Here is a 23,783-nt window from a genome sequence, read left to right as displayed (position 1 = left end):
AATGGAATATTATACTTGGATTTTAACTTTTCATGTTGTTGCAGTTATGTCATGGATGGCAATGCTATTTTATCTTCCTAGACTTTTTGTTTATCATGTTGAGAATATAGATAAAAAAGAGTTTATTGAAGTTGTAAAAATACAAGAATATAAAATTTATAAGTATATAGGTGCTCCAGCAATGTGGGCTACAATTGCAAGTGGAATCACAATGATTATTCTTAATCCAATTTTATTAGATATAAATATTAATCCTTGGATGTATGCAAAATTAATCTCATTAATTCTATTAATTATCTACTCTTTTTCATTAGAAAAATATAGAAAAGAGTTAGAAAAAGATATATGTAAAAAAACTGGTAAATTTTTTAGAATGTATAATGAAATGCCAACAATGTTGGCAATTTTAATTGTGGGATATGTAATCACTAAATCTTTTTCACTTTTATTCACATCAATTATCATAGTTTTATTTGCATATATCTCTTATGTAATAATGAAACCTAAAAAGGAAATATAATGAGTTTTGATAAATACTATATTCTTGACACAAATATTTTACTTGAAGATGCAACAAATATTTATAAATTGTCTCAAGATGGTAAAAATTTAATAATCCTTGCAGAAACTGTTTTAGATGAAATTGATACAAAAAAAAGTGGATTTGATGAGATAAACTTTCAGGCTAGAGAATTTGCAAGAATACTTGAAAATTCCACTATTGTTAATTCTATAAAAAAAGATACATATAAAATTATTAGAATAAAAATAGAAAATGATAAAAATACAATTATTGATATAATTTCTAAAGAAGAGTATGAAGTTAATATAAAAAATGTATCACTAAATATCATAAATGATAGAAAAATATTAGAAATTGCAACTTTTGCAAATAACTATTATAAGAATCAAGTAGAATTTTTATCTCTTGATATAATGGCAAGAACAAGAGCTATATCTCTTGATATAAAAACTGATGCATTAGTTGGTAAAGATAAAGATGTATTTGATTTTAATTTTATCAAAGAAATAGAAATAAACTTTGAAGATTTAGCATATATTGATAATCAAGAAATAAATAAATTTGATATAGATTACAAACCATATAATTTTTCTTACTGTTTTAAAGTTAAATCATCTGATCAAGTTTTATTAGCAAATATACAAAATAGAAAAATTAAATTACTTGATGAAGTAGAGATTAGAGATCAAGTTATTACTCCATTAAATAAAGAGCAATTATTCTTTAGTGATGCGATATTAAATCATTATTTTAACGTTTTAGTTGTTGAAGCAAAAGCAGGTTCAGGGAAAACTCTTTTAGCTCTAAGTGGGGCATTAAAACTTGTGCGTCAAAAATTCTTTCAAAAGATTATTTATATAAGAAACTCTATTGAATCTCTAGATAAAGGTGAAGATGTAGGTTATCTTCCAGGTTTAGAAGAAAAGTTTAAAATATACAATCATCCATTAATGGATAGTTTAGATTATATAATTAGAACTGAACACAAAAGAAAAAGAAATAAAAAGAATCCAGATATTACAATTTCTGAATTAGATGATAGTGAAGTAACTGCTAGAATTGAACAAATGATAAGTAATTATGGCATAGAAACAATGTGGGTAGGGGAAATGAGAGGAAGAACTCTTTCTAACTCATTTATTATCATTGATGAAGCTCAAAATATGTCAAATAAAACTATGCAAATGGTTTTATCAAGAATAGATAGTAGTTGTAAAGTTGTAATTCTTGGTTCAAATAAGCAAATTGACAACTTTTATGTAAATAAATATACAAATGCTTTAACAACTCTTTTAAAATCAACAAAAAACGAAGATAATCTTGTAAATATTTTTGCAATAAAATTACAAAAAGTTCTTAGAGGGCCTATAACAGAGTGGGCTGAACAAATCTTTTCTAAATAATTATCTAAAGAAATCAATTTTCTTAGATAATTAAACATCTCATCTAAAAACTTATTATTGTTTATACTTAAATATGATTTTTTATTTTATAGAATTTAATTTAAATTTTAAATCATAAATTATATTTTATTAGTAATTTTAATTATATTACAAATATTAATGTTAATCATAAAAAAATACTTATTATTAAATATTTAGAAAATTTCTTATAAATAGCCATTATATGGTATAAAATTTGCATAATACAATTTATAATAATTTGTTAATCATCTTTTATTTTTTTAAATAAAAAGAATTTAATAATGTGTTATAATACATATTATAATATGTAAAGGAATTTAATGTCACTACTACAATATACATCAAATGAAATGTATTCTTCAACTGAATTAGTAAGAAAAAGTAAATATATTTTTGATAAATTAAATAAAAAAGAGATAGAAAAAGCAATTATACTTAGAGATGGTAAACCAGGTGTAATTATACTTGATTTCAATGAATATGAAAGAATCATTGCTGATTATCTAAAATTAAAAAATAAACAAGAATTTCCTATTGAAAAAAAAGACTATTCATCTCAAATAAAAGAAGATAAAATTCAAATTAAAAATAAAGATAAAATAGAAGAAATTGATTTTAATTTTGATTCAGACAGTATAAAAGAAAAAGAAGAACCTCTAAAAGAATTTTGGGATTAACATGATAGATGTTTTAGTTATAGGAGCAGGTGGAGCAGGTTTAACGGCAGCTATTAATGCTAAAGAATCAAATTCTAACGTATTAATTATTTCAAAAACTCATCCAACATACTCACAAACAGTTCAAGCACAAGGTGGTATAAACGCAGTCTTATATGAGAATAATGATAGCATTTCAAAACATATTGAAGACACTTATCAAGGCTCTTATAAACTCTCTATAAAAGATAATATTGAATATATCTGTAAAGAAGCAAAAAATTCTATTTTATGGTTAGATTCCATAGGTGTGCCATTTAATAGAGATAGCAATGACAACTTTTCACAAAGAAAATTTGGTGGAACAAAAAATATTAGAACTTGTTACTCAAGTGACTATACTGGCTTAAAAATTATTCATACATTATATGATCAATGCATAAAAAATGATATAGATTTTTTATGTGATTATTTTTTACTTGATTTGATTATTGAAGATAATATTTGCAAAGGGGGAATATTTTTAGATATTTCTTCTGGTGAAGTAAAAGAAATTCTTTCAAAAACAACAATTTTAGCTACAGGTGGTTATGCTGGTATATATAAAAACAATACAACAAATTCATACTCAAATAGTGGAGATGGAATTGCTGTGGCATTAAGAGCAGGAGTAAAACTATCTAATATGGAATTTATACAATTTCATCCAACAACTTTATTAGATACAAATATACTAATAAGTGAAAGTGCAAGGGGTGAGGGTGGATATTTAGTTGATCAAAATAAAATTAGATTTGTTAATGAATTAGGATCAAGAGATGAAGTAACAAATGCAATATATAAAAAAATACAAAAAGGTGATAAAGTTTTTTTAGACTTAAGACATTTAGGATTAAATAAAATAAAAGAATTAATCCCTCAAGAACGAAATTTGGCTTATCTTTTTTCAAATATTAGAATTGAAAATGAATTATTACCCATTATTCCAGCAGCTCATTACAGTATGGGAGGAATAAAAACTGATTTACATACAAAAACTAACATAGATAATTTATATGCTTGTGGAGAATGCTCTCAAGCGTCTATACACGGTGCAAATAGATTAGGAGGAAATTCTCTATTAGAGATTATTACTTTTGGCAAATTAGCAGGTTTAAATGCTTCAAAAAAGGCAAAAGAAATCAAATCTTTTAATACAAATCAAACTCATTTAGAAATAAATACTAAATTAATAAATGATATTTTCAATTATCCAAATAAAATCGATTTTTATGAGAATAAAGAGATTTTTTCTAACGAAATATTCTCTAAGTTGGGTATCTTTAAAACAGAAAAATCTATCAACGATTTTATTGAAATCTTAGATGAACAATTATCAATTTTAAATCAAATGGGAATAGGTGATAAATCAAAATATTATAATACAAATTTAGTTGAATTTCTAGAATTTATAAACATACTACAAATATCAAAAGTTATTGCATTAAATGCTAAAAATAGAAAAGAAAGTAGGGGAAGCCATAATCGATTGGATTATAAAGAGAGTTTAAAATCATATGAAAAATTTTCATATACTTATTTTAAAAATTCTAAATTAGAAATAGGTTTTGAGGATATACAATGAAAATAAGAATAAAAAGATTTAATAAAGAATTAAATGTTGATTCACAAAATGAATATGAAGTATTAGACTCAAATCTTCTCAAATCATTGATTTATGTAAAAACTAAAATTGATAATTCATTAAGTTTTAGATGTGGATGTAAAAGTGGTGTTTGTGGTTCGTGTGCTGTAAGAGTAAATGGCATTGAAAAATTAGCTTGTAAGACATTTATAAATGAAAATGATTTAATTGAACCATTAAGAAATTCTAAAGTGATAAAAGACTTGATTATAGATGTTTCACATGAAACATCCCTAATAAAATCAACTTCAAGTTATATAGATATAAAATCCAATAAACAAATAAATCAAGACAATATAAAGCAAATTGATTTACAAAGCAATTGTATATTGTGCAATTCATGTTTTAGTTCTTGTCCAGTTTATGAAGTAAATACAAACTTTATAGGTCCTTTTGCATTAACAAGAGCATTAAGATATGTAAATGAGGCTAAACTTGAATCAAATGATAAAATTCTAGCTAATATACAAATAAATGGTATTTGGGATTGTACATTATGCAGTAGCTGTACATTAGTTTGTCCTCAAAGTATCGATCCAAAAGCAGATATAATGCAACTTCAGAATATATCAGTACAAAAAGGATTTTCTAATCCTAACTTTCAGAATTTTTCTTTAGATTTTAATGATGATTTTGCAGGAGGATTTAATCCAAATGGATTTTAGAATAGAGAAGGGGTCTCTATTCTAGATTATCTTTTAAATATAAATAATCTGACATTTTAGTCCACTCTCTAACTTTCTTCATATAAGCATCTTGTGAATCTAAAACTTCTTTTAATAATGGACTTTCTTTAGACATCTCAACTCTTAATTCCTGATTTGCTTTTTTCATTGCATCCATTACAGGTTTAGGAAAAGTTTTTACTTTAATATCTGGGTAATCAGCTTTCATTTTTTGCCATGCTGTTGCATTCATATCATAATTTTGAATATACATATCGTATGCACTAACTCTAATTGCAACAAGTAAAATCTCTTTTAAATCAGCTGGTAACTTTTCAAACTTTTTAGTATTTATAATAAATTGCATTTCTGAAGCAGGTTCATGCCAACCTGTATAATAAAATGGTGCAATTTTATGAAATCCCATACTTATATCCATTGAAGGTCCAACCCATTCAAGTGCATCAATTGTTCCTCTTTCTAAAGACATATAAAGTTCACCTGGAGCATTATTTGTAACTTGAACACCTAGTTTTGCCATAATTTCACCAGCAAAACCTGGTATTCTCATTTTAAGTCCTTTTAAATCATCAAGGGAGTTAATTTCTTTTCTAAACCATCCACCCATCTGAACACCTGTGCTTCCACCTGGAAAAGATAAAACACCATGTTTAGCATAAACTTTTTGCATTAAATCCAAACCACCACCATAATAAAACCACGCATATTGTTCAGGACTTGTTAGACCAAAAGGCATAGATGTAAAAGGCAAAGTATTTATATCTTTTCCTTTCCAATAATATGATGCTGTGTGACCCATATCATATTGTCCAGCTTTAACCATATCTAAAACACCAAATGGTGATTTATGTTTATTTGCTGCATCAACTTTTATAACTAATCTTCCATTTGACATATCATTAGCTAATTTAGCCATATTTTTTGCTGCGTCAATTAATGGAGATGTAGTATCTGTCCATGTTGTTGCCATTGTTAATTTGTATACTTTATCATCTGCTTGTAAAGAAGTAATTAAACTTAAACAAACAAATAAAAAAGATAATTTGACAAAGATTTTTTTCATTTGTTCTCCTTAAAAAATAGAGAAGCATTATAATAGTAGGTGAATATTAAAAGGCTTAATTAAGTATGCAATCTTTGAGTTTTTTCTCTTTATTCCAATTTAGTTTTTTAAGTTCTGGTTCATCATAAAACTCTTTTGTATAACCAAAGCATAAATACGCAATAAATTTATACTCATTTTTATCCATATCAAATATTTTATTGATTTTTTTAGGTTTTAAAATAGAAACCCAACCCATACCAATATTTAAAGCACGAGCAGTAAGCCACATATTAAGTATTGCACAAACAACAGAGTATTCACCAGTTCTTTTCATATATGTTTGACCAAGAATATTCTTTTTGTTCTTTTTATAATATACAGCAATATTTATATTTGATTCTTTTATACCTTCTAATTTTAAATTGTTATATAAAGGTCTGTCTTTAAATTTTTTTTTACTCTTTTCATATGATTTACTAAAGTGTTTATAAACAAAAGCTCGTTTTTCTTCATCAACAATTATAAATCTCCAAGGTTGAGAATAACCAACAGATGGAGCGTGTAAGGCAGAGTTTAAAATAGTATATAAATCTTTGTTTGATATTTTTTTATTTATAAAGTTATTGCCTCTTACATCACGTCTAGAGGCAATAATGTTTGTAAGTGTTTCTAAATCTTTTTTATTAAATTTCATTAGATTGAAAAATCGTGTAAATCTTTAAATAAAAAAGCTTCCACAATTTCATCTATACTTTTTTGAGTTGGTGCAATAAGTGCAATAATACCTTCGTCCATAAAAGGCCAAACATATTCTAAATTGTTAATAACAACAACTGCATCAATCCAACAAGTAATATCTTCTCGTCTATCAAAAAATTCTACTTTTGAAATTTTACCTTCTTCCAAAGTTATAAATGCCCAAGCTTTATTTTCTTCTATTGATGATATTACACATTGATGTCTATCTTTTGAATTTACAGGAATTAATATAGTCATAATTTCTTTTTTTCCCTTATAATCTAAAATTTCTTGATTTTACAATCTTTTATCTTAAGAAAGAAATTCTTTTTTATACCATAAAGAAAAAACAAAAAGTGAATATAAATGCTGTTTGAATTTATTTGATTTTGAAAGCTCGTAAATATGCAAAATATACTCATGATTAAATAAATTTGTTTGATTATTTACTTCAACTATTACATCAAGTATTTTATCTTTATACTCTTTATTTAACCACTCATTAAAAGGTGAATTAAATCCTTTTTTTGTTCTATTTATTATTGTATCTGGAATATATTTTGAAGCAATTTTCTTTAAGAGATATTTATTTGTATCGCCAACTTTGATAGATGATTCTACACTAAACATATAATTTACTAAATTAAAATCTAAAAATGGAGTTCGCACTTCTAAAGAATTTCCCATAGATATTCTATCAACTTTTGATAAAAGTGACTCACCAAGCCATATTTTTAAATCAATATAACTCATCCAATCAACTGGATCTTGTTTTGCTGTTTCACTTTTATATGTTGGAACTTTTTTGAATAATCTTTTTCTTTGAATATCTGTATAAATTTCTCCAAAAGAGTTATAAAGATTTTGTTTTTTTACAATTCTTCTTAAATACTCACTCTCTTTAGTATTGTTTTGTAAAGCTCCAATGATATCATTTAAAAAAAGATTTTGTTCATTTGATAAACTTTTTTCAAACTCATAATATTTTAAAAACTTTGCATAGTTATCATAACCTAAAAATATCTCATCACTTCCTTCACCAGATAATACAGTTTTAATTCCAGCTTTATGTATCTGTTTTGTTAAGATATTTAAAGGAATTGCTGCACTATCTCCATGAGGTTCTTCAAGCATATCAAGTGTTTGCTCAAAATGATTGATATACTCTTTTTGATTTATTTCTACTGGATGATGATTTGAGTTTATATGTTTTGCAGTAATTTGTGCAAAATCTAGTTCACAATAATTTTTATATTCATCATAACCAATACTAAAGGTATTAATTTTTTTTCCTGAAATTTTTGTATAAAGTGCAGAGATTAAAGAACTATCAATTCCACCACTTAAAAGTGAAGCAACTTCAACATCACTATTTAATCTATATTCAACACTTTTAAATAAAAGCTCCTCAATATCATTTAAAGCTTGTTTTTCATCTTTTATAGCTTTATAGGTGTTTATCTTATAGTATTTCTTCTTTTGAAGCTCACGGCTTTTATTTGACTCGTAAATAAGATATGTAGAAGCTTCAAGTTTAAAAATATCTTGATAGAATGAATCTTCACCAAAAGATACAAAATATTGCATATATTTAGATAGAGCAACTTTATTAAGATTTGGTTTATAATCAAGTAGATTTAAAATTGATTTTACACTTGATGAAAAGATAAATTTGTTATCTTTAAAATAGTAAAAAAATGGTTTTTTACCATATCTATCTCGTGCACAAAAATATAAATCTTTTTTCATATCATAAATACAAAAAGAAAACATTCCATTTAGTTTATTTAAAAAATCAAATCCATACTTTTGATAAAGTCGAATTAATACTTCACTATCACTTTTTGTTTTACACTCTAAATGTTCCACGTGAATCAATTCTTTATAATTATAAATTTCACCATTAAAAACAAGTAAAATATCATCAAAAATCATAGGTTGATTTGCTTCTTCATCTAAATCAATTATTGCAAGTCTTGTATGACCAAATTGTTTATTTCCAATTTTTATTGAATTTTGAAAGTCTGGACCTCTATGATGTAAAAGTTCTAAAGATTTATCAAATCTAGGTGATAAAAAATTTGTTCCAATAATTCCACACATAAAAACCTACTTTATAAAATAATTTATAATTTCAATATAAAAATATAATATTGCTACAAAAATTGTACTAGAGACTAAAATTGTAGATGCAACCTCAAAAGGTTTACAGTTATATAAAACTGAGAAATTAACATTATTAACAGCAAGAGGAACCATAAGTTCCATAATCAAAATTGAAGCAACAAAAGAGTTAAAATTTGTAAAAGAAACAACAATAAAAATTCCAATCAATGGTAATAATATATGTTTTGCAAAAGACACATGTAAAGACAATTTCCAAGGGATAGTTTTTATTTTAACACTATAAAGATATACACCAAAAATAAAAAGTTGAATTGTCAAAGAGGTATAAGCTCCCATATCTAAAGCAACTTGAATATGTTCACTTATTGGGATTTGATAATAATTTAAAAAAAGTGCAAATAATGCAAACCAAATTGCTGGTATTTTTAAAATAGAAAATAATGCACCTTTTAAAGAAAATTGTTCACGTGCAAAGAAATACACAGATATTGTATACATGAAAAAAATATTTGCAATATTTATGATACTTGTATAAGGTACTGATTCAACGCCAAAAAGTGCAATTCCAAATGGAATTCCTAAATTACCTGTATTTCCAACAAGTGCACTCCCTAAATAAATAGATTCATCTGTTCTTGAAGTAAATACAATCTTAGAAATAAAGATTAATACAGATAAAGTTATTAAAACAATTATTAGATAAAAAATTGGTGACATTATAAATTCATAGTTTATAGGAGTTTTAGTTAATCCCCAAACTATTAGAATTGGTTGAAAAAAATATAAAGATAAAAGAACTAAAGTTTTTTCATCAATTTGAGTAGTAAATTTTTTTTTAGCAACAAAACCTAATAAAATAAAAAAATAAACAGGTAAAACAGAAAATATAGCTTCGATTGTAGATTCCTAAAAAGTTTTAGAAATTTTAGCATTAATGAGATAAATAAAAAGAGTTTGCATAGGAAAATTTCCTATGCAATAACCATAATACCTTTAATCATAAAAAAGATAGCTGCAGAAAGGATAGCCGCAGCAGGTACAGTTATAATCCAAGCTGCTATTATCTTCTTAATAGCATCCCTTTTTACATATTTTGTACTTTTTGCATCTTTTACATCTTTTCTCTCTTGTTTTACCAAGTTCTCTTTATCATCTATCTTTTTATACAACTCTACTATTTTTACATAATGTGTTTTTGATTTATCTTTTATTATCTCTAATCTATTCAACTCTTCTTGCATCAAGTCCAATTCTCGTTTATGTCTTTTAAACCTTTTTCTTGTCTCTTGCAAAAATCTCTTCTCATTATTATCCAAAAACTCTCTTAAAAATCCTACTCCAAACACTCCACCTACTGCTATATGTGTTGAAGACACTGGAAGTCCCAATTGGCTTGCTACTATTACTGTGAATGCTGCTGCCATTGCTATTGAGTATGCTCTCATTTGATCAAGTTCTGTTATCTCTGAGCCTACTGTTTTTATCAGTTTTGGTCCATATAGAGTCAATCCTATTACTATACCAAATGCTCCTACTGCCATTACCCAAAAAGGAATACTTACTTTTGATGCTATTTCTACATTTACTATTGCATCATTTATTGCTGCAAGTGGTCCAATTGCATTTGCCACATCATTTGCTCCATGTGCAAAAGAAAGCAAGGCTGCTGCAAACACCAAAGGAATATTAAACAAGCTATTTACAGAAGCTCTTGTATTTGCCAATTTATTTGAAGATTTAGCTATTAATGGTTTAACAAGAAGATAAACACCAACAGTTATAAAAAATGCAATTACAGAAGCTACAAAGAAATTCAAATCAACAAGGTGTTTCAAGCCTTTCAAGATGATATAAGTACTAAAAGTCCAAGTCATTACTGAAATCAAAATTGGAACAAATTTTTTTGAGGCTTCTATCATATTTTCTTTATAGATTATTTGTTTTTTTATAAAGTAAAGAAATCCTGCTGCTATTATTCCACCAAGCAAAGGAGAAACAACCCAAGAGGCTACAATTTTACCAACAGTATCCCAAGAAACTATTGCAAAACCAGCTGCTGCTATTCCTGAACCCATTACACCACCTACAATAGAATGTGTTGTCGAAACAGGTGCTCCAATAGAAGTTGCAAAATTCAACCAAAGTGCAGCAGAAAGCAAGGCAGCTGTCATTGCCCAGATAAATATTTCAGGATTTTTTATCAAATCAGGATTAATAATACCATCTTTAATTGTTTTTACTACATCCCCACCAGCTATGAAAGCTCCAAGTGATTCAAAGATAGCAGCGATAAAAATAGCACCTGTAAGAGTCAAAGCTTTAGAGCCAACTGCTGGTCCTACATTATTTGCTACATCGTTCGCTCCAATATTCATTGCCATATAAGCACCAAACACTGCTCCTATTATTAGAAACGTATTATTTGGCAAGTTCCCATGTGAGGCATACGACCACAAAAACACTACTACTATAAATAGCAATGCTAGCGACAACTTCGCAAAATCTGGCAGGGTCTTTGCAGTAGCTTTTTCCAAGCTGTTTATTGTTTTAATATCCAAAGTAAACCTTTTGTAATTATTTTGTAATTTAAATAACATATAATTATAGTGGGTTTATTCTTATCAAAGCTTTAAAATAGCTTAATAATTTTATAGAGAAAAGTTATTTTTTTAATAGATTGTATATAAAATATAGAGTTTTTTAGTTAGTTTGTAAAAAAAGAGAATTAATCTCTTTTTCTACTTCTTTCTGTTCTAGGTTTTGAAGGTTTATCACTTTTAGGAAATTTACTTCTATCAGAAGAAGGTCTACCATTTCTATCCCCACTCCCACTTCTTGTATCTTTTCTTCTATCTCTGTCCCTATCTGAACCTCTTGATGAAAATCTTCCTCCTCTACCTCTAGAGTTTCTTCCAGAACTTTCATCTCCACCTCTTAAAGAGTTTTCAATCAATCTTTTAATATCAGATTCTGATTTTCCAATATTATTATTTCCTTGAACATAAGTTGATGCTGAAATCATTGAAGCAAGTTTAAAAGCAATTGTAGAAATATCAAATTCTTCTTTTAATTCTTCTACTAATTCTAAAGCATAATCTTTAATCTCTTGATCAATAATTTGTTGTTTTAAATCTGCAATTTTTTTAGTTTTTACAGAACTAATATTTGGAACAATTTTAGCTTCTAATTTTGTTCCAATATTTTTTTCAATTTTTTGTAACATTCTAAATTCATGTGGAGTAACAATAGAAATTGCAACACCTTCTTTTCCTGCTCTTCCAGTTCTACCAATTCTATGTACATAAGACTCTGAATCAAATGGTAAATGGTAATTAAATACATGAGTAACATCATTTACATCTAAACCACGAGCAGCTACATCTGTTGCAATTAAAATTTCAAGTTTAGAAGTTTTAAACGCTCTAATTGCTTCTTCTCTTTGTCTTTGCTCCATATCTCCATGAAGACCTTTAGCCATGAATCCTTGAGAAACTAAGAAAGTTGATAATCTATCAACTTCCTTTTTAGTGCGACAGAATATAATTGATTTTTTTGGATTTTTAAAATCATAAAGTCTAATTAATGCATCATCTCTTTCTCTTTCATCAACAACATAGAAAGTTTGAGTAATTTTTGCATTTGTTACATCACTTTTAGTTAAAGTAACAAATTCTGGCTCATTTAAAATTGTTTTTGCAAGATTTTTAATAGCAACTGGCATAGTTGCAGAAAATAATAAAGTTTGTCTCTCTTTTGGTAAAAAAGTGAAAATTTCTTTTATATCATCTAAAAATCCCATATCAAGCATTTCATCTGCTTCATCTAAAATTACAAAGTCAGGCTTAATATCTATTTTTTCACCTCTTAATAAATCTAGAAATCTTCCAGGAGTTGCTACAATAATACTTGCATTTTCAATAAGTTTAATTTGTCTAGCATATGCTTGACCACCATAAACTGTTGCAGTATTTATTCCTAAGAATTTTCCAAATCTATATAATTCATCAGAAACTTGCATTGCAAGTTCTCTAGTTGGAACGATAACTACTGCTTCAACACCTGATTTACCTTTTAATCTGTTTAAAATTGGAAGTCCAAATGCTGCTGTTTTACCTGTTCCTGTATGTGCTTGTCCAACAATATCTTTTCCATTTAAAATAAATGGCATTGCTTGTTCTTGGATAGGACTTGGTTCTTTAAAACCTGCTTCTTCAATTGCTTTTTGCAATTGTTCTTTAAAATTGAAATCTTTAAAAGTCATTTTTTACCTTAGTATATATTTGTTAAAAAATACACACGGTTATATAAGTTAGATTTAAATCTCCCATAAATGTACAATTAAAACGCAATTTGAGTCTTGCAAGTAAGTCAGTTTAATGAAAATGAATCTTTGAAAATCTATCAAAGTAAAATGGGTATATAAATGTGTATAATTTTGCGGATTATAGCTAGTTTTATATAAATTTAAGCTTTAAGAAAAAGAGCTAAGCTCTAATTCTTATAATTCATCTAGACCTTTATAATTTTCTAGATATTTAGTGTCATAATTATTTGAAATAAAATCTTCATTTTGCATCATTTTTTGATGGAATGGAATAGTTGTTTTAATCCCTTCTACTTCAAACTCATTTAAAGCTCTTTTCATAATATTTATAGCTTTATTTCTATCTCTTCCCCAAACAATTAATTTTCCAATCATTGAATCATAATATGGAGGAACAACATAATTTGTATAGATATGAGAATCAACTCTTACATTTCTTCCCCCTGGAACCATCCATTGTGTTATTTTGCCTGGACATGGTAAAAATGTATTTGGATCTTCTGCAGTAATTCTACACTCAATAGCATGACCTCTAAATTTAATTGATTCTTGAGGAGGAACTTTTTCACCTTCAGCAACTTTAATCATAAGTTCAACAATATCAATACCTGAAACCATTTCAGAAACTGGATGCTCAACTTGAAGTCTTGTATTCATTTCCATAAAATAAATATTTTGTTTGTCATCAGCTAAAAATTCAAAAGTTCCTGCACCTTCATATTTTAAATATTTAGTAGCTTTTACAGCAACATCATGAAGTTTTGATCTAGTTTCATCATTTAATAAAATTGCAGGTGATTCTTCGATAACTTTTTGATGTCTTCTTTGTAATGAACAATCTCTTTCCCCAATATGAATAGCATTACCATGAGAATCACCAACAACTTGAACCTCAATGTGTCTTGGATTATTAATAAATCTTTCAAGATACATTGTTCCATCACCAAATGCTGCAAGTGCCTCACTTGATGCTGCCATAAACAGTTGTTCAAATTCTGATTCTTCTTTAATAAGTCTCATTCCTCTTCCCCCACCACCAGCAGCAGCTTTTGCCATAATTGGATAACCAATTTCAGCAGCAACTTTTTTACCTTCAGTTACAGAATGAACAGAACCTTTACTTCCTGGAACTACTGGAACTCCAGCTTTAATCATCTCTTCTTTTGCTTTTGATTTATCAGCCATTTTTTCCATAACTTCAACAGATGGACCAATAAATTTGATATTGTGTAATCTACAAATTTCAACAAAATCTTGATTTTCAGATAAGAAACCATATCCTGGGAAAATTGCATCACAACCTGTCATCTCTGCAGCTGTGATAATTGCTGGAATATTTAAGTATGATTCACTTGATTTTGCACCACCAATACATACAGCTTCATCAGCATGTTTTAAATATGATGCATTTTTATCACCAGCACTATAAATAGCAACTGATTTTTTTCCCATTTCTCTTATTGTTCTAACAGCTCTTTGAACGATTTCTCCTCTGTTAGCTATTAAAATTTTTTTAATTTCTGCCATATTTAACTCTTATAATTTTTCAACAACAAAAATTGGCATATCATACTCAACAGGAGAACCATCTTTTACTAAAATCTCTAAAATTTTACAATTAAATTCAGCTTCAACTTCATTCATAATTTTCATTGCTTCTAAAATACAAAGTGTTTGACCTTTTTTAATAGTATCACCTACATTTACAAATGCTGGAGATTCAGGAGATGGTGATGAATAAAATGTACCAACCATTGGTGAATTGATAAAATCTCCACTTTTAGTTGTAGTTGCCGTATCAGTCGAAACAACACTTGTAGTTGCAACTGGTGCACTAATTGCTGCAACAGGAGCTGCAACTGCAGGAGCTGCTGACACAGTAGTTACAACACCTTCAAAACCTCTTTGCATAGAAATTTCGAATTCACCCTCTTTAACTTTTAATTTGTTAAGTTCGCTTTTATCGAAAACTCTTATTAATTCTTTGATGTCTTTAAAATCCATACTTAGCCTTTTTATTTAGTAAAATTTTTTCTGATAATAGCACAATTTTTCTGATAAATATATTTTTAACTATTTAAATAAGCTTTATTTAAGTTTTAAAATAAAATATCTTAAAATATCTTTTAGATATAATTAAAAAAATAAATTTTAGGAATATTATGTTAAATGATCAAAGTTTTATAAACATAGCAAGAGAGATTGCACTTGCTTCAAAATGCGTATCAAAACAAGTAGGAGCAGTGATTGTAAAAGATGGAAGAATCCTTTCAACTGGTTACAATGGTACACCTGCTGGTTATATAAATTGCAGTGAACATTGGAATGATGAATATACAAAAGATCATCATGAGTGGTCAAAAACTTATGAAATTCATGCAGAAATGAATGCAATAATTTGGGCAGCAAGAAAAGGAATTTCAATTGAAGGTGGAACAATTTATGTAACTTTAGAGCCTTGTAGTGAATGTTCAAAAAATTTAATTGCAAGTGGAATAAAAAGAATTGTTTATGAAAAAGCTTATGAACATACAAATTCTGAAATTATTTCAAAATTCATAAAAGATAATGGTGTAATTATCGAACAAATTTCTTTATAGTCTTTTTAATGTCAAAAAAAAATAACACTCTATTTTATCAAAAAGCTATAAAAGAATATGGAGTTAGTGCAGAAGGTGTACATTGGAACTCTAAATATACTCAATATAAAAGGTTTGAAATATTAACAACTTTTATAAAAGATATAAAAAAATCAACTCTTATAGATGCAGGCTGTGGTTTTGGAGAATATTATAATTATTTAATAAAAAATAACAAAGAACCAAAAAGTTATATAGGTATTGATTGTGAAGATATAATGATAAATATAGCATCAAAAAGATTTGAAAATATAATATTTAAAAAACAAAATATTTTAATAGATAATCTAAAAATATCTGATTATTATGTTTGTAGTGGAGCTATGAATATCTTAGATAAAGAAGAAGTATTTTTATTTATAAAAAAATGCTTTGAAGCTTCAAATAAAGCTTATGCTTTTAATTTTTTGAAAAATGATTCCCTTACAACCATCCAAATAAATGAGATTTTATCTTTTTGTAAAACTCTAACTAATAACATAGAAATAAAAGAATATTATTTAGAAAATGATATATCTATATTATTAAAAAAATAAAATATCATATTTATTTCATACTTTAAATATAAAATTACTTTATTAAATATAAGGAGAAAGTATGAAAATTGGTTTATTTATTCCATGTTTTATGAATGAATTGTATCCAGACATTTGTAAAGCTACATACAAACTACTAAAAAATCAGGAATTAAACATAGAATATCCTCTAAGTCAAACTTGCTGTGGACAACCTATGGCAAACTCTGGCTGTTCAAAAGATGTAAAGACTTTAGCTATAAATTTTGTGAAAACATTTAAAGATTATGATTACATTGTAGCACCAAGTGGTTCATGTGTTTCAATGGTAAAAGAGCATTATGCAGAATTTTTTAATGATGATAAAGATTTTAATAAAGTAAAAACTTCAATTTATGAAGTTTGTGAATTTTTACATGATGTAATTAAACTTGAAAATATTAAATTTGACCACTCTTTCCCTTATAAAGTTGGAGTTCACAACTCTTGTCATGGACATAGAGTTTTAAAACTTGCAACTGCAAGTGAACTTAATATTCCTTATAATTCAAAATTAAAAAACCTATTAAATAAAGTAAATGATATTGAATTAGTTACATTAAGAAGAGAAGATGAGTGTTGTGGATTTGGTGGGACATTTAGTGTTGCAGAAGAAGCAATTTCAGTAGCAATGGGAAAAGATAGAATAAAAGATCACTTAGATTCATCTGCAGCAATTATTACAGGTGCTGATATGTCATGTTTAATGCATATGGATGGAATAATAAATAGAGATAAAAATCCTATAAAAGTTATGCATATAGTTGAAATTCTTGCAGGAGTTCGACCATGAGTACAAATCACAACCACTCAGATAATGCAACAAAGTTTGTAGCTAATGATGAAAGAATGCATTGGCATGACCAAGCATTATGGTTTGTAAGAGAAAAAAGAGACAAAGCTAGTAAATCTATTCCTGAATGGGAACAATTAAGAGAATATGCAAATCAAATAAAAACTCATACAATGGCTAATTTAGATAAATATCTATTAGAATTTGAGAAAAATGCTACAGAAAAAGGGATTACTGTTCACTTTGCATGTGATGCACAAGAGCACAATGAAATCGTTCACAAAATTTTAAGTGAAAATAACGTAAAAAAAATTGTTAAATCAAAATCTATGTTAACAGAAGAGTGTCACTTAAATCCTTACTTAGAAAGTAGAGGAATTGAAGTAATTGATACAGATTTAGGTGAAAGAATTGTACAACTTAGAAATGAACCACCTTCACATATAGTTCTTCCAGCAATTCACTTAAAGAAATCAGATGTTTCTGATACATTTCATGAAAAACTTGGAACCCAAAAAGGAAACTATGACCCAACTTATCTTACACGAGCTGCAAGAGCCGCGCTTAGAGAAGATTTTTTAACTGCAGATGCTGGATTAACAGGAGTTAATTTCGCAATTGCAAACACTGGTGGTGTTGTAGTTTGTACAAATGAAGGAAATGCTGATATGGGAGCTAGTGTTCCTAAACTTCATATTGCTTCAATGGGTATTGAAAAAATTATTCCAAGACTTGAAGATTTAGGCGTATTTACAAGATTACTTGCACGTAGTGCAACAGGACAACCAATTACTTCATATACTTCACATTTCCATGGAAGTGTCGAGGGTGGAAAAATGCACATAATTATAGTTGATAATAAAAGAACTCAATTTTTAAGTTCAACAAAAAATAAAAAAGCTTTAAATTGTATTAGATGTGGTGCTTGTATGAATACTTGTCCAGTTTATAGAAGAAGTGGTGGTCACTCGTATGAGTATGTAATTCCAGGACCAATTGGTTCTATTTTAGGAAGTGCAAGACATCCAGAACTTCATAACTCTTTACCATTTGCTTGTACATTATGTGGTTCTTGTTCAAATGTATGTCCAGTTAAAATTGATTTAGATTCACAACTTTATAGCCTAAGACAAGATTTAGGAAATATGGATTTAATTGGTAGTAAAAAGAAAATGGCTATGAAAGTAACCACTTGGCTTATGAGTAAACCAGCTTTATTTGAAATTGCTGGAAAAATGGCAAGAGTAATAGTTCCAAAACTACCAAATTTCATACTTTACAATAAAGCAAATGTATGGGGAAAACAAAGAGATTTACCAAAATTCCCAGAAAAAAGCTTTAAAGAGATGTTTAAAGAAGGAGAATTAGATGACTAGTAAAGAAAAAATTTTAAATGCAATTAGAGAAAACAATGTCGTAAAAGATGTAAAACTTCCTTCATATGATAATTTTGGAATAAAATTTGAAGATAAATTTCAAACATTTTCTACAATGATTGAAAGTGTTGGTGGAAAAGCTTTAATTATTGATAAAAAAGATTTAGACCAAACTATAAAAGATTTATATCCTGAAGAAAAACAAATAGCTTCTAATGTAGATTTTTGTAATTTAGGAAATTTTTATGCAAATAGCTTTGAAGATGCACATGATTTAAAAGATATTGATTTAGCTGTTGTAAAAGGAAATTTTGCAGTTGCAGAAAATGGTGCAATTTGGATGAAAAATCCATCAAATAGACATAGAGCTTTATATTTTATTGCACAAAATATCGTAATTGTTATAGATGAAAATGATATTTTAAACAATATGCATGAAGCATATGAAAAAATCTCTTTTGAAAACCAAGGTTATGGTGTATTTATTTCAGGTCCATCTAAAACTGCAGATATTGAACAATCACTTGTTATTGGAGCACATGGTCCAAAATCTGGATATGTGATTTTTGTGAAATCTTGATATAATAGCTAAATAGGGGATTTATGATGAGGTTTATTTTACTATTTAGCATTCTTTTTTTTAATTATCTCTTTGCTTCTAGCAAAGAGGTTCTTCTAATTCACTCTTATCATAAAGGTTATATTTGGAGTGATGATATTTCAAAAACAATAGAAAAAAACTTCAAACCAATAAAAGATATTGAATTAACAACTGTTTATATGGATACAAAAAGAATTGATACACCAGAATATATATCTAATCTAGTAAAATTATATAAACAGCAATTCGAACATAGAAAGTTCGATTTGATTATTGTTAGTGATAATAATGCTTTTGATTTTATGATTAAATATCATGAATACCTTTTTAAAAATATTCCTGTAGTTTTTTGTGGAATAAACAACTTTGATAAAGTTTTACTTCATGAAAATGATATGAAAAACTATATGACAGGAGTTGCAGAAGAAGTTGATGTTGCAAAAAATATAGAACTTATTTCAAAACTTCATCCAAATCTAAAAAATCTTCTAATAATAAATGATAAATCAACAACTGGTTTTGCTGTAAAAAGAGATTTAAATCCAATAATTGAAAAATATTCAAAAAAATTCAATATTGAATATACAGATAATCTTGAAATAAATAATCTAAAAGAAAAAGTATCTAATTTGGATAAAACAAATAGTGCAATTTTATTTGTACTTTTGTTCAAAGATACAACAGGAAAATATTTTACCTACAAACAAAGTTTTCAGGAGGTAAAAAAAGTAAGTCAAGTACCAATTTATGGACTTTGGGATTTTTATCTAAATGATGGAATAGTTGGAGGTCTTTTAACATCAGCTGTAGCACAAGGTGAAGCAGTTTCAAAAATGGCATTAAAAATATTAAATGGGGAAAAACCAAAAGATATACCTATTTTAGAAAAATCACCAAATCTTTATATGTTTGATTATAATGAATTAAAAAAATTTAGTATAAATATTTCAGATTTTGTAAATGACCCAATAATTATAAATGAACCAAGTTCTATATATAAAGAACATTATAAATTTTTTATAATATCAATTCTTACAATTTTAATATTAAGTATTATAGTAATTATATTAAAAGCGAATATTCAAAGAAGAGAAAAAGTAGAATTAGAACTCTCTAATAGACTTGAATTTGATAAAGTCTTACTTGATACTATTCCAAATCCAATTTATTATAAAAATATTGATGGCAAATTTTTAGGATGCAATACAAGTTTTGAAACTTTAGTAAATAGCACAAGAGATGAAATTATAGGAAAAACTGCTTTTGATTTTTTTCCATATAAAGTCGCATATGCAAATACACAAATGGATAAAGAGTTATTAAAAACTTTTTCAACTGGAACATCAGAATTTACTTTTTATACAAATTCTAATGAGATGAAACATATTATTTTAAATAAAGCTGTTTATAAAAATATAGATGGAAGTATAGGTGGAATTGTTTGTATTATGGATGATATAAGTGAACGTGTTCAACAAAAACAGTTTTTAATTCAACAAAGCAAATTAGCAGAAATGGGTGATATGATTGCTGCCATTGCTCATCAATGGAATGAACCATTAGTTGAATTATCCGCACTTGTACAAGATATTCAAACTTCATATTTATTAAATGAATTAAAAGATGTTGATGTAAAAGATTTTGTAAATGATTCTATGGTTCAAATAAAATATATGTCAAAAACACTAAGTGATTTTAGAAATTTTTTAAAACCTTCAACAAAGAAAAAACTATTTTCCATCTCTAAAGCTTTAAATGAAATAAATGAAATTATTGGAAAACAAATATTTTATTCTAATATAAAAATGAGTTTTAATTACAAAAATGAAAATGAAGAACTACTAATCTATGGTTATGAAAATGAATTTAAACAAGTCTTACTAAATTTAATAAATAATGCAAAAAATAAAATTGTAGAAAAATATAAAGATAATGATAAAAAAACAAAAATTGATATAAATATTCAAAGATGTACAAATTATAATACAATTGAAATTATAGATGATGGTGGAAGAATAGAAGAAAAAATCATAAAATCTATATTTGAACCATATTTCACAACAAAAGAAAATGGAACAGGACTTGGACTTTATATGGCAAAGGTTATTGTTGAAGATAAAATGAGAGGAACAATAAACGTAAAAAATGATGGTGAAAATGTAATTTTCACTATAAAACTTCCTCATAAAAAGGTTTAAAAATGAAGATTTTACTTTTAGAAGATAATAAAAAACTAAATGAAACAATAACAAAAAGATTGAAATTAAAAGGTTACAATGTATTATCTTTTATTGATGGAAAAGAAGCTTTTGAGAAGATAACTGAAGGATTTTCATGTTTTATTTTAGATATAAATGTACCAAATATTGATGGTATAAAAATACTTAAAAAGATTAGAGAATTTTATAGTTCACTTCCTGTTATTATAATAAGTGCAAGCGTTGAACTTGATGTTATAAAAGAAGCTTACGATTTTGGTTGTAATGATTTTCTAAAAAAACCATTTTTTATAGATGAATTAGAGATAAAAATAGAAAAACTTTGTAAGATACAAAATGAGAAAATCTATTTTGATGAAAACTCTTATTTTGATTTTAAATCAGCTTTAATTGTAATAAATGATGTTGAAATAAGATTAACAAAAAAAGAAAAACTCTTGATAAATCTTTTTTTAACTAAAAAAAATCAAGTTATTTCTTATGAATCTATAGAAAATTACGTTTGGGAAGGAAATTTTGCTTCACTTGAATCAATAAGAAGTTTAGTAAGACGCCTTAGAAAAATTTTTAACAATGAATATATCCAAACAATAGTTGATACTGGTTATATATTTAAATGTTCTTAATCTTAATAGGAGTTAACCATCATAATATAGCCTCTATTTGAAGATGATTTTATTGTTGAATTATCCATTTTTTTTCTCAATCTTCGAATAAGTGTTCTTATAGCATCTATTGAAGCATATTCACCTTTCCAAACATAATTTTGTATGCTTTCATAACTCACTAATTTATTTTTATTTAATAAAAATAAATTTACAAGTAAATTTTCTTTTTCAGTAAGATTTTTTTTACTACCAGCAATTGAAATAAAACTTTCATTAAAATTAAATGAACAATTATCATTAAAAATAACTTCATTATTAGGAATATTACAAAACTTATCAACTTTAATTTCTAATTCATCTATAAAAAAAGGTTTTTTTAGATAGTCATTACAACCAAAACTATATGATTTTTTTATAATATCAAGCTCAACAGTTGATGAGATAATTATAACTGGAACATTATCATAAAATTCTCTAATCTTTTTAAGTATTTTTATACCATCAATATTAGGAACATGTATATCAAGAAGAAAACATGAAAAACCATTTGTGATATTATCATAAGCTTCTTTACCACAAATATAAGAATAAACTTTATAACCTTTTAATTCAAATTTTAACTTAATTGCTTCATTAAGTGTTTTGTTATCTTCTAATAAAAATATTTTCATTTTTGTGCTTCTTTATTTTTAGGATTTTGATTGAGAATATTACATTATCACCATCATTTTTAACTTCAATTTTTCCAGACATTTTATCTTCAACTATAATTTTTGCCATATACAATCCAAATCCTGTACCATTTTCTTTTGTTGTAAAAAAAGGATCAAATAGTCGATCTAAAATACTTCCTTCAATTGCACCTGCGTTATCTATTACTTCAATAATATTGTATTTTTTGTTTTCAGTTATTTTAATTATTATAATTCCACTAAATGGTACTTTTTCATTGATTCTTATTATTTTATTTTTTGCATTATTTATAACATTTAATAAAACTTGTTTTAATTCATTTTTATAACCATAAAGATAAATTTCATTATCTATGTCATACTCAAAATTTACTTTTATATTAAAGTAAAAAATTTGTTTTCCAACTATTTCAAAAATCTCTTTAATAGCTCTTTTAATTCCAAATTCTTCTTTAACTACTGATGGTTTTAAGAAATTCCTAAAATCACTCAAAGTCTCAGACATATATTGAATTTGTACCATTGAATCTATTACAAAATTAGATACTCTTTCTTTATCTATAACATTTGAAGAGTAAAAAAGTTGCATTTTTTGAATTTGTGCAGAAAGTTCAACTAAAGGTTCATTCCATTGATGTGCAATTGCTGCAATCATTTCACCCATTTCTACAAATTTACTTTGTTGAATTAAAAGTTCTTTCTCTTTTATTCTTTCAGTGATATCTGTCATAATACAAACTATTCCAGCTACCATTCCTTTATAATCCAAACATACAGCTTTACTAAGATTGTAATATCTTACTTCTCCATCTTTTTTTATAAAATGAACTTCATCTTCATATGGTTCAAGAGTTTTCATAATTTGTCTATCAATCAGTTTGTGTCTATCAGCAGCACTCTTTGGAAAAAATTCATAAGCAGATTTACCAATAACTTTTTTTTTAGATGTACTAGCTAAATCCGCAAATCTAGTATTACATCTAATAAAATCTCCTTTTATGTCTTTATAATAAATAGGATTGGGTAATGCATCCAACAATACATCCTCAAAATTTAATCTTTTATTTAATTTGCTATAATATTTTTTACTCATT

23 protein-coding genes are annotated in these 23,783 nt (G+C 26.5%); 12 read left to right on the top strand and 11 right to left on the bottom strand.

What is annotated here, in order from left to right; all coding sequences use genetic code 11:
• The first annotated feature begins 1 nt into the window (after position 1).
• The 5 genes from hemJ (at position 2) to ABLL_RS00685 (ending at position 4,952) form a co-directional block, all read left to right on the top strand.
• Positions 2-520, top strand: coding sequence for a protoporphyrinogen oxidase HemJ (gene hemJ, locus ABLL_RS00705; protein ID WP_014472856.1), 519 nt, complete (start codon positions 2-4; stop codon positions 518-520).
• A complete protein-coding gene (locus ABLL_RS00700) occupies positions 520-1,926 on the top strand; it encodes a PhoH family protein (RefSeq protein ID WP_014472855.1) in 1,407 nt (468 codons plus the stop codon). Before hemJ ends, ABLL_RS00700 begins: the two co-directional genes overlap by 1 nt.
• Positions 1,927-2,267: 341 nt before the next feature.
• Positions 2,268-2,624 carry a hypothetical protein gene (locus ABLL_RS00695; RefSeq protein ID WP_014472854.1) on the top strand — a complete coding sequence of 119 codons (357 nt, stop codon included), beginning with the start codon at positions 2,268-2,270 and terminating at the stop codon, positions 2,622-2,624.
• Position 2,625: 1 nt separating this feature from the next.
• Positions 2,626-4,227 (top strand): FAD-binding protein, encoded by a 1,602-nt coding sequence (locus ABLL_RS00690; protein ID WP_014472853.1) that lies wholly within the window; start codon positions 2,626-2,628, stop codon positions 4,225-4,227.
• A complete protein-coding gene (locus ABLL_RS00685; RefSeq protein ID WP_014472852.1) occupies positions 4,224-4,952 on the top strand; it encodes a succinate dehydrogenase/fumarate reductase iron-sulfur subunit in 729 nt (242 codons plus the stop codon). The genes ABLL_RS00690 and ABLL_RS00685 overlap by 4 nt, the downstream gene beginning before the upstream one ends.
• A 16-nt stretch (positions 4,953-4,968) precedes the next feature.
• On the opposite strand, the gene ABLL_RS00680 is transcribed toward ABLL_RS00685, so the two are convergent.
• The 9 genes from ABLL_RS00680 to accB all read right to left on the bottom strand — a co-directional run bounded on the left by ABLL_RS00680 (position 4,969) and on the right by accB (position 15,211).
• Positions 4,969-6,036 carry a TRAP transporter substrate-binding protein gene (locus ABLL_RS00680; protein WP_014472851.1) on the bottom strand — a complete coding sequence of 356 codons (1,068 nt, stop codon included), beginning with the start codon at positions 6,034-6,036 and terminating at the stop codon, positions 4,969-4,971.
• Between the two features lie 55 nt (positions 6,037-6,091).
• Positions 6,092-6,712, bottom strand: a complete 621-nt coding sequence (gene bluB, locus ABLL_RS00675; RefSeq protein WP_014472850.1) for a 5,6-dimethylbenzimidazole synthase — start codon at positions 6,710-6,712, stop codon at positions 6,092-6,094.
• Complete coding sequence (locus ABLL_RS00670; RefSeq protein WP_014472849.1) at positions 6,712-7,014, bottom strand: hypothetical protein; 303 nt, start codon at positions 7,012-7,014, stop codon at positions 6,712-6,714. Before ABLL_RS00670 ends, bluB begins: the two co-directional genes overlap by 1 nt.
• 54 nt (positions 7,015-7,068) lie before the next feature.
• A complete protein-coding gene (gene asnB / locus ABLL_RS00665; RefSeq protein WP_014472848.1) occupies positions 7,069-8,859 on the bottom strand; it encodes an asparagine synthase (glutamine-hydrolyzing) in 1,791 nt (596 codons plus the stop codon).
• 6 nt (positions 8,860-8,865) lie between these two features.
• Complete coding sequence (locus ABLL_RS00660) at positions 8,866-9,771, bottom strand: AEC family transporter (protein ID WP_083840879.1); 906 nt, start codon at positions 9,769-9,771, stop codon at positions 8,866-8,868.
• Between the two features lie 83 nt (positions 9,772-9,854).
• Positions 9,855-11,480, bottom strand: coding sequence for an inorganic phosphate transporter (locus tag ABLL_RS00655; RefSeq protein WP_371325615.1), 1,626 nt, complete (start codon positions 11,478-11,480; stop codon positions 9,855-9,857).
• A gap of 128 nt (positions 11,481-11,608) precedes the next feature.
• On the bottom strand, positions 11,609-13,144 hold the full coding sequence (locus ABLL_RS00650) for a DEAD/DEAH box helicase (protein ID WP_014472845.1): 1,536 nt from the start codon (positions 13,142-13,144) through the stop codon (positions 11,609-11,611).
• Between the two features lie 237 nt (positions 13,145-13,381).
• Positions 13,382-14,734 carry an acetyl-CoA carboxylase biotin carboxylase subunit gene (locus tag ABLL_RS00645; RefSeq protein WP_014472844.1) on the bottom strand — a complete coding sequence of 451 codons (1,353 nt, stop codon included), beginning with the start codon at positions 14,732-14,734 and terminating at the stop codon, positions 13,382-13,384.
• Positions 14,735-14,743: 9 nt separating this feature from the next.
• Positions 14,744-15,211 (bottom strand): acetyl-CoA carboxylase biotin carboxyl carrier protein, encoded by a 468-nt coding sequence (accB, locus tag ABLL_RS00640; RefSeq protein WP_014472843.1) that lies wholly within the window; start codon positions 15,209-15,211, stop codon positions 14,744-14,746.
• Positions 15,212-15,369: 158 nt separating this feature from the next.
• Between accB and ABLL_RS00635 the strand changes: the two genes are divergently transcribed.
• The 7 genes from ABLL_RS00635 to ABLL_RS00605 all read left to right on the top strand — a co-directional run bounded on the left by ABLL_RS00635 (position 15,370) and on the right by ABLL_RS00605 (position 22,015).
• The gene (locus ABLL_RS00635) at positions 15,370-15,807 is read left to right on the top strand and encodes a dCMP deaminase family protein (RefSeq protein WP_014472842.1); all 438 of its coding nucleotides are present in this window, start codon (positions 15,370-15,372) and stop codon (positions 15,805-15,807) included.
• Between the two features lie 8 nt (positions 15,808-15,815).
• Positions 15,816-16,382: a class I SAM-dependent methyltransferase gene (locus ABLL_RS00630; RefSeq protein WP_014472841.1), complete on the top strand. Its 567-nt coding sequence runs from the start codon at positions 15,816-15,818 to the stop codon at positions 16,380-16,382.
• Positions 16,383-16,443: 61 nt separating this feature from the next.
• The gene (locus tag ABLL_RS00625; RefSeq protein ID WP_014472840.1) at positions 16,444-17,193 is read left to right on the top strand and encodes a (Fe-S)-binding protein; all 750 of its coding nucleotides are present in this window, start codon (positions 16,444-16,446) and stop codon (positions 17,191-17,193) included.
• On the top strand, positions 17,190-18,569 hold the full coding sequence (locus ABLL_RS00620) for a lactate utilization protein B (protein ID WP_014472839.1): 1,380 nt from the start codon (positions 17,190-17,192) through the stop codon (positions 18,567-18,569). The genes ABLL_RS00625 and ABLL_RS00620 overlap by 4 nt, the downstream gene beginning before the upstream one ends.
• Entirely contained in the window at positions 18,562-19,149 is a 588-nt protein-coding gene (locus ABLL_RS00615; protein ID WP_014472838.1) for an LUD domain-containing protein, read from the top strand. The genes ABLL_RS00620 and ABLL_RS00615 overlap by 8 nt, the downstream gene beginning before the upstream one ends.
• 23 nt (positions 19,150-19,172) lie before the next feature.
• Positions 19,173-21,368 carry a sensor histidine kinase gene (locus ABLL_RS00610; RefSeq protein WP_228712388.1) on the top strand — a complete coding sequence of 732 codons (2,196 nt, stop codon included), beginning with the start codon at positions 19,173-19,175 and terminating at the stop codon, positions 21,366-21,368.
• A gap of 2 nt (positions 21,369-21,370) precedes the next feature.
• Positions 21,371-22,015: a response regulator transcription factor gene (locus ABLL_RS00605; protein ID WP_014472836.1), complete on the top strand. Its 645-nt coding sequence runs from the start codon at positions 21,371-21,373 to the stop codon at positions 22,013-22,015.
• A 2-nt stretch (positions 22,016-22,017) separates the two neighbouring features.
• On the opposite strand, the gene ABLL_RS00600 is transcribed toward ABLL_RS00605, so the two are convergent.
• Together ABLL_RS00600 and ABLL_RS00595 are read right to left on the bottom strand one after the other, a co-directional pair.
• Positions 22,018-22,668 (bottom strand): response regulator transcription factor, encoded by a 651-nt coding sequence (locus ABLL_RS00600; RefSeq protein ID WP_014472835.1) that lies wholly within the window; start codon positions 22,666-22,668, stop codon positions 22,018-22,020.
• Complete coding sequence (locus ABLL_RS00595) at positions 22,643-23,782, bottom strand: PAS domain-containing sensor histidine kinase (RefSeq protein ID WP_050989838.1); 1,140 nt, start codon at positions 23,780-23,782, stop codon at positions 22,643-22,645. The genes ABLL_RS00600 and ABLL_RS00595 overlap by 26 nt, the downstream gene beginning before the upstream one ends.
• Between the last annotated feature and the right edge of the window lies 1 nt (position 23,783).

It is taken from the genome of Arcobacter sp. L, from assembly GCF_000284235.1.
Lineage (GTDB): Bacteria > Campylobacterota > Campylobacteria > Campylobacterales > Arcobacteraceae > Aliarcobacter > Aliarcobacter defluvii.
Note: the sequence above shows the minus strand (reverse complement) of the source record. Positions and strands in the feature narration are given on the sequence as shown.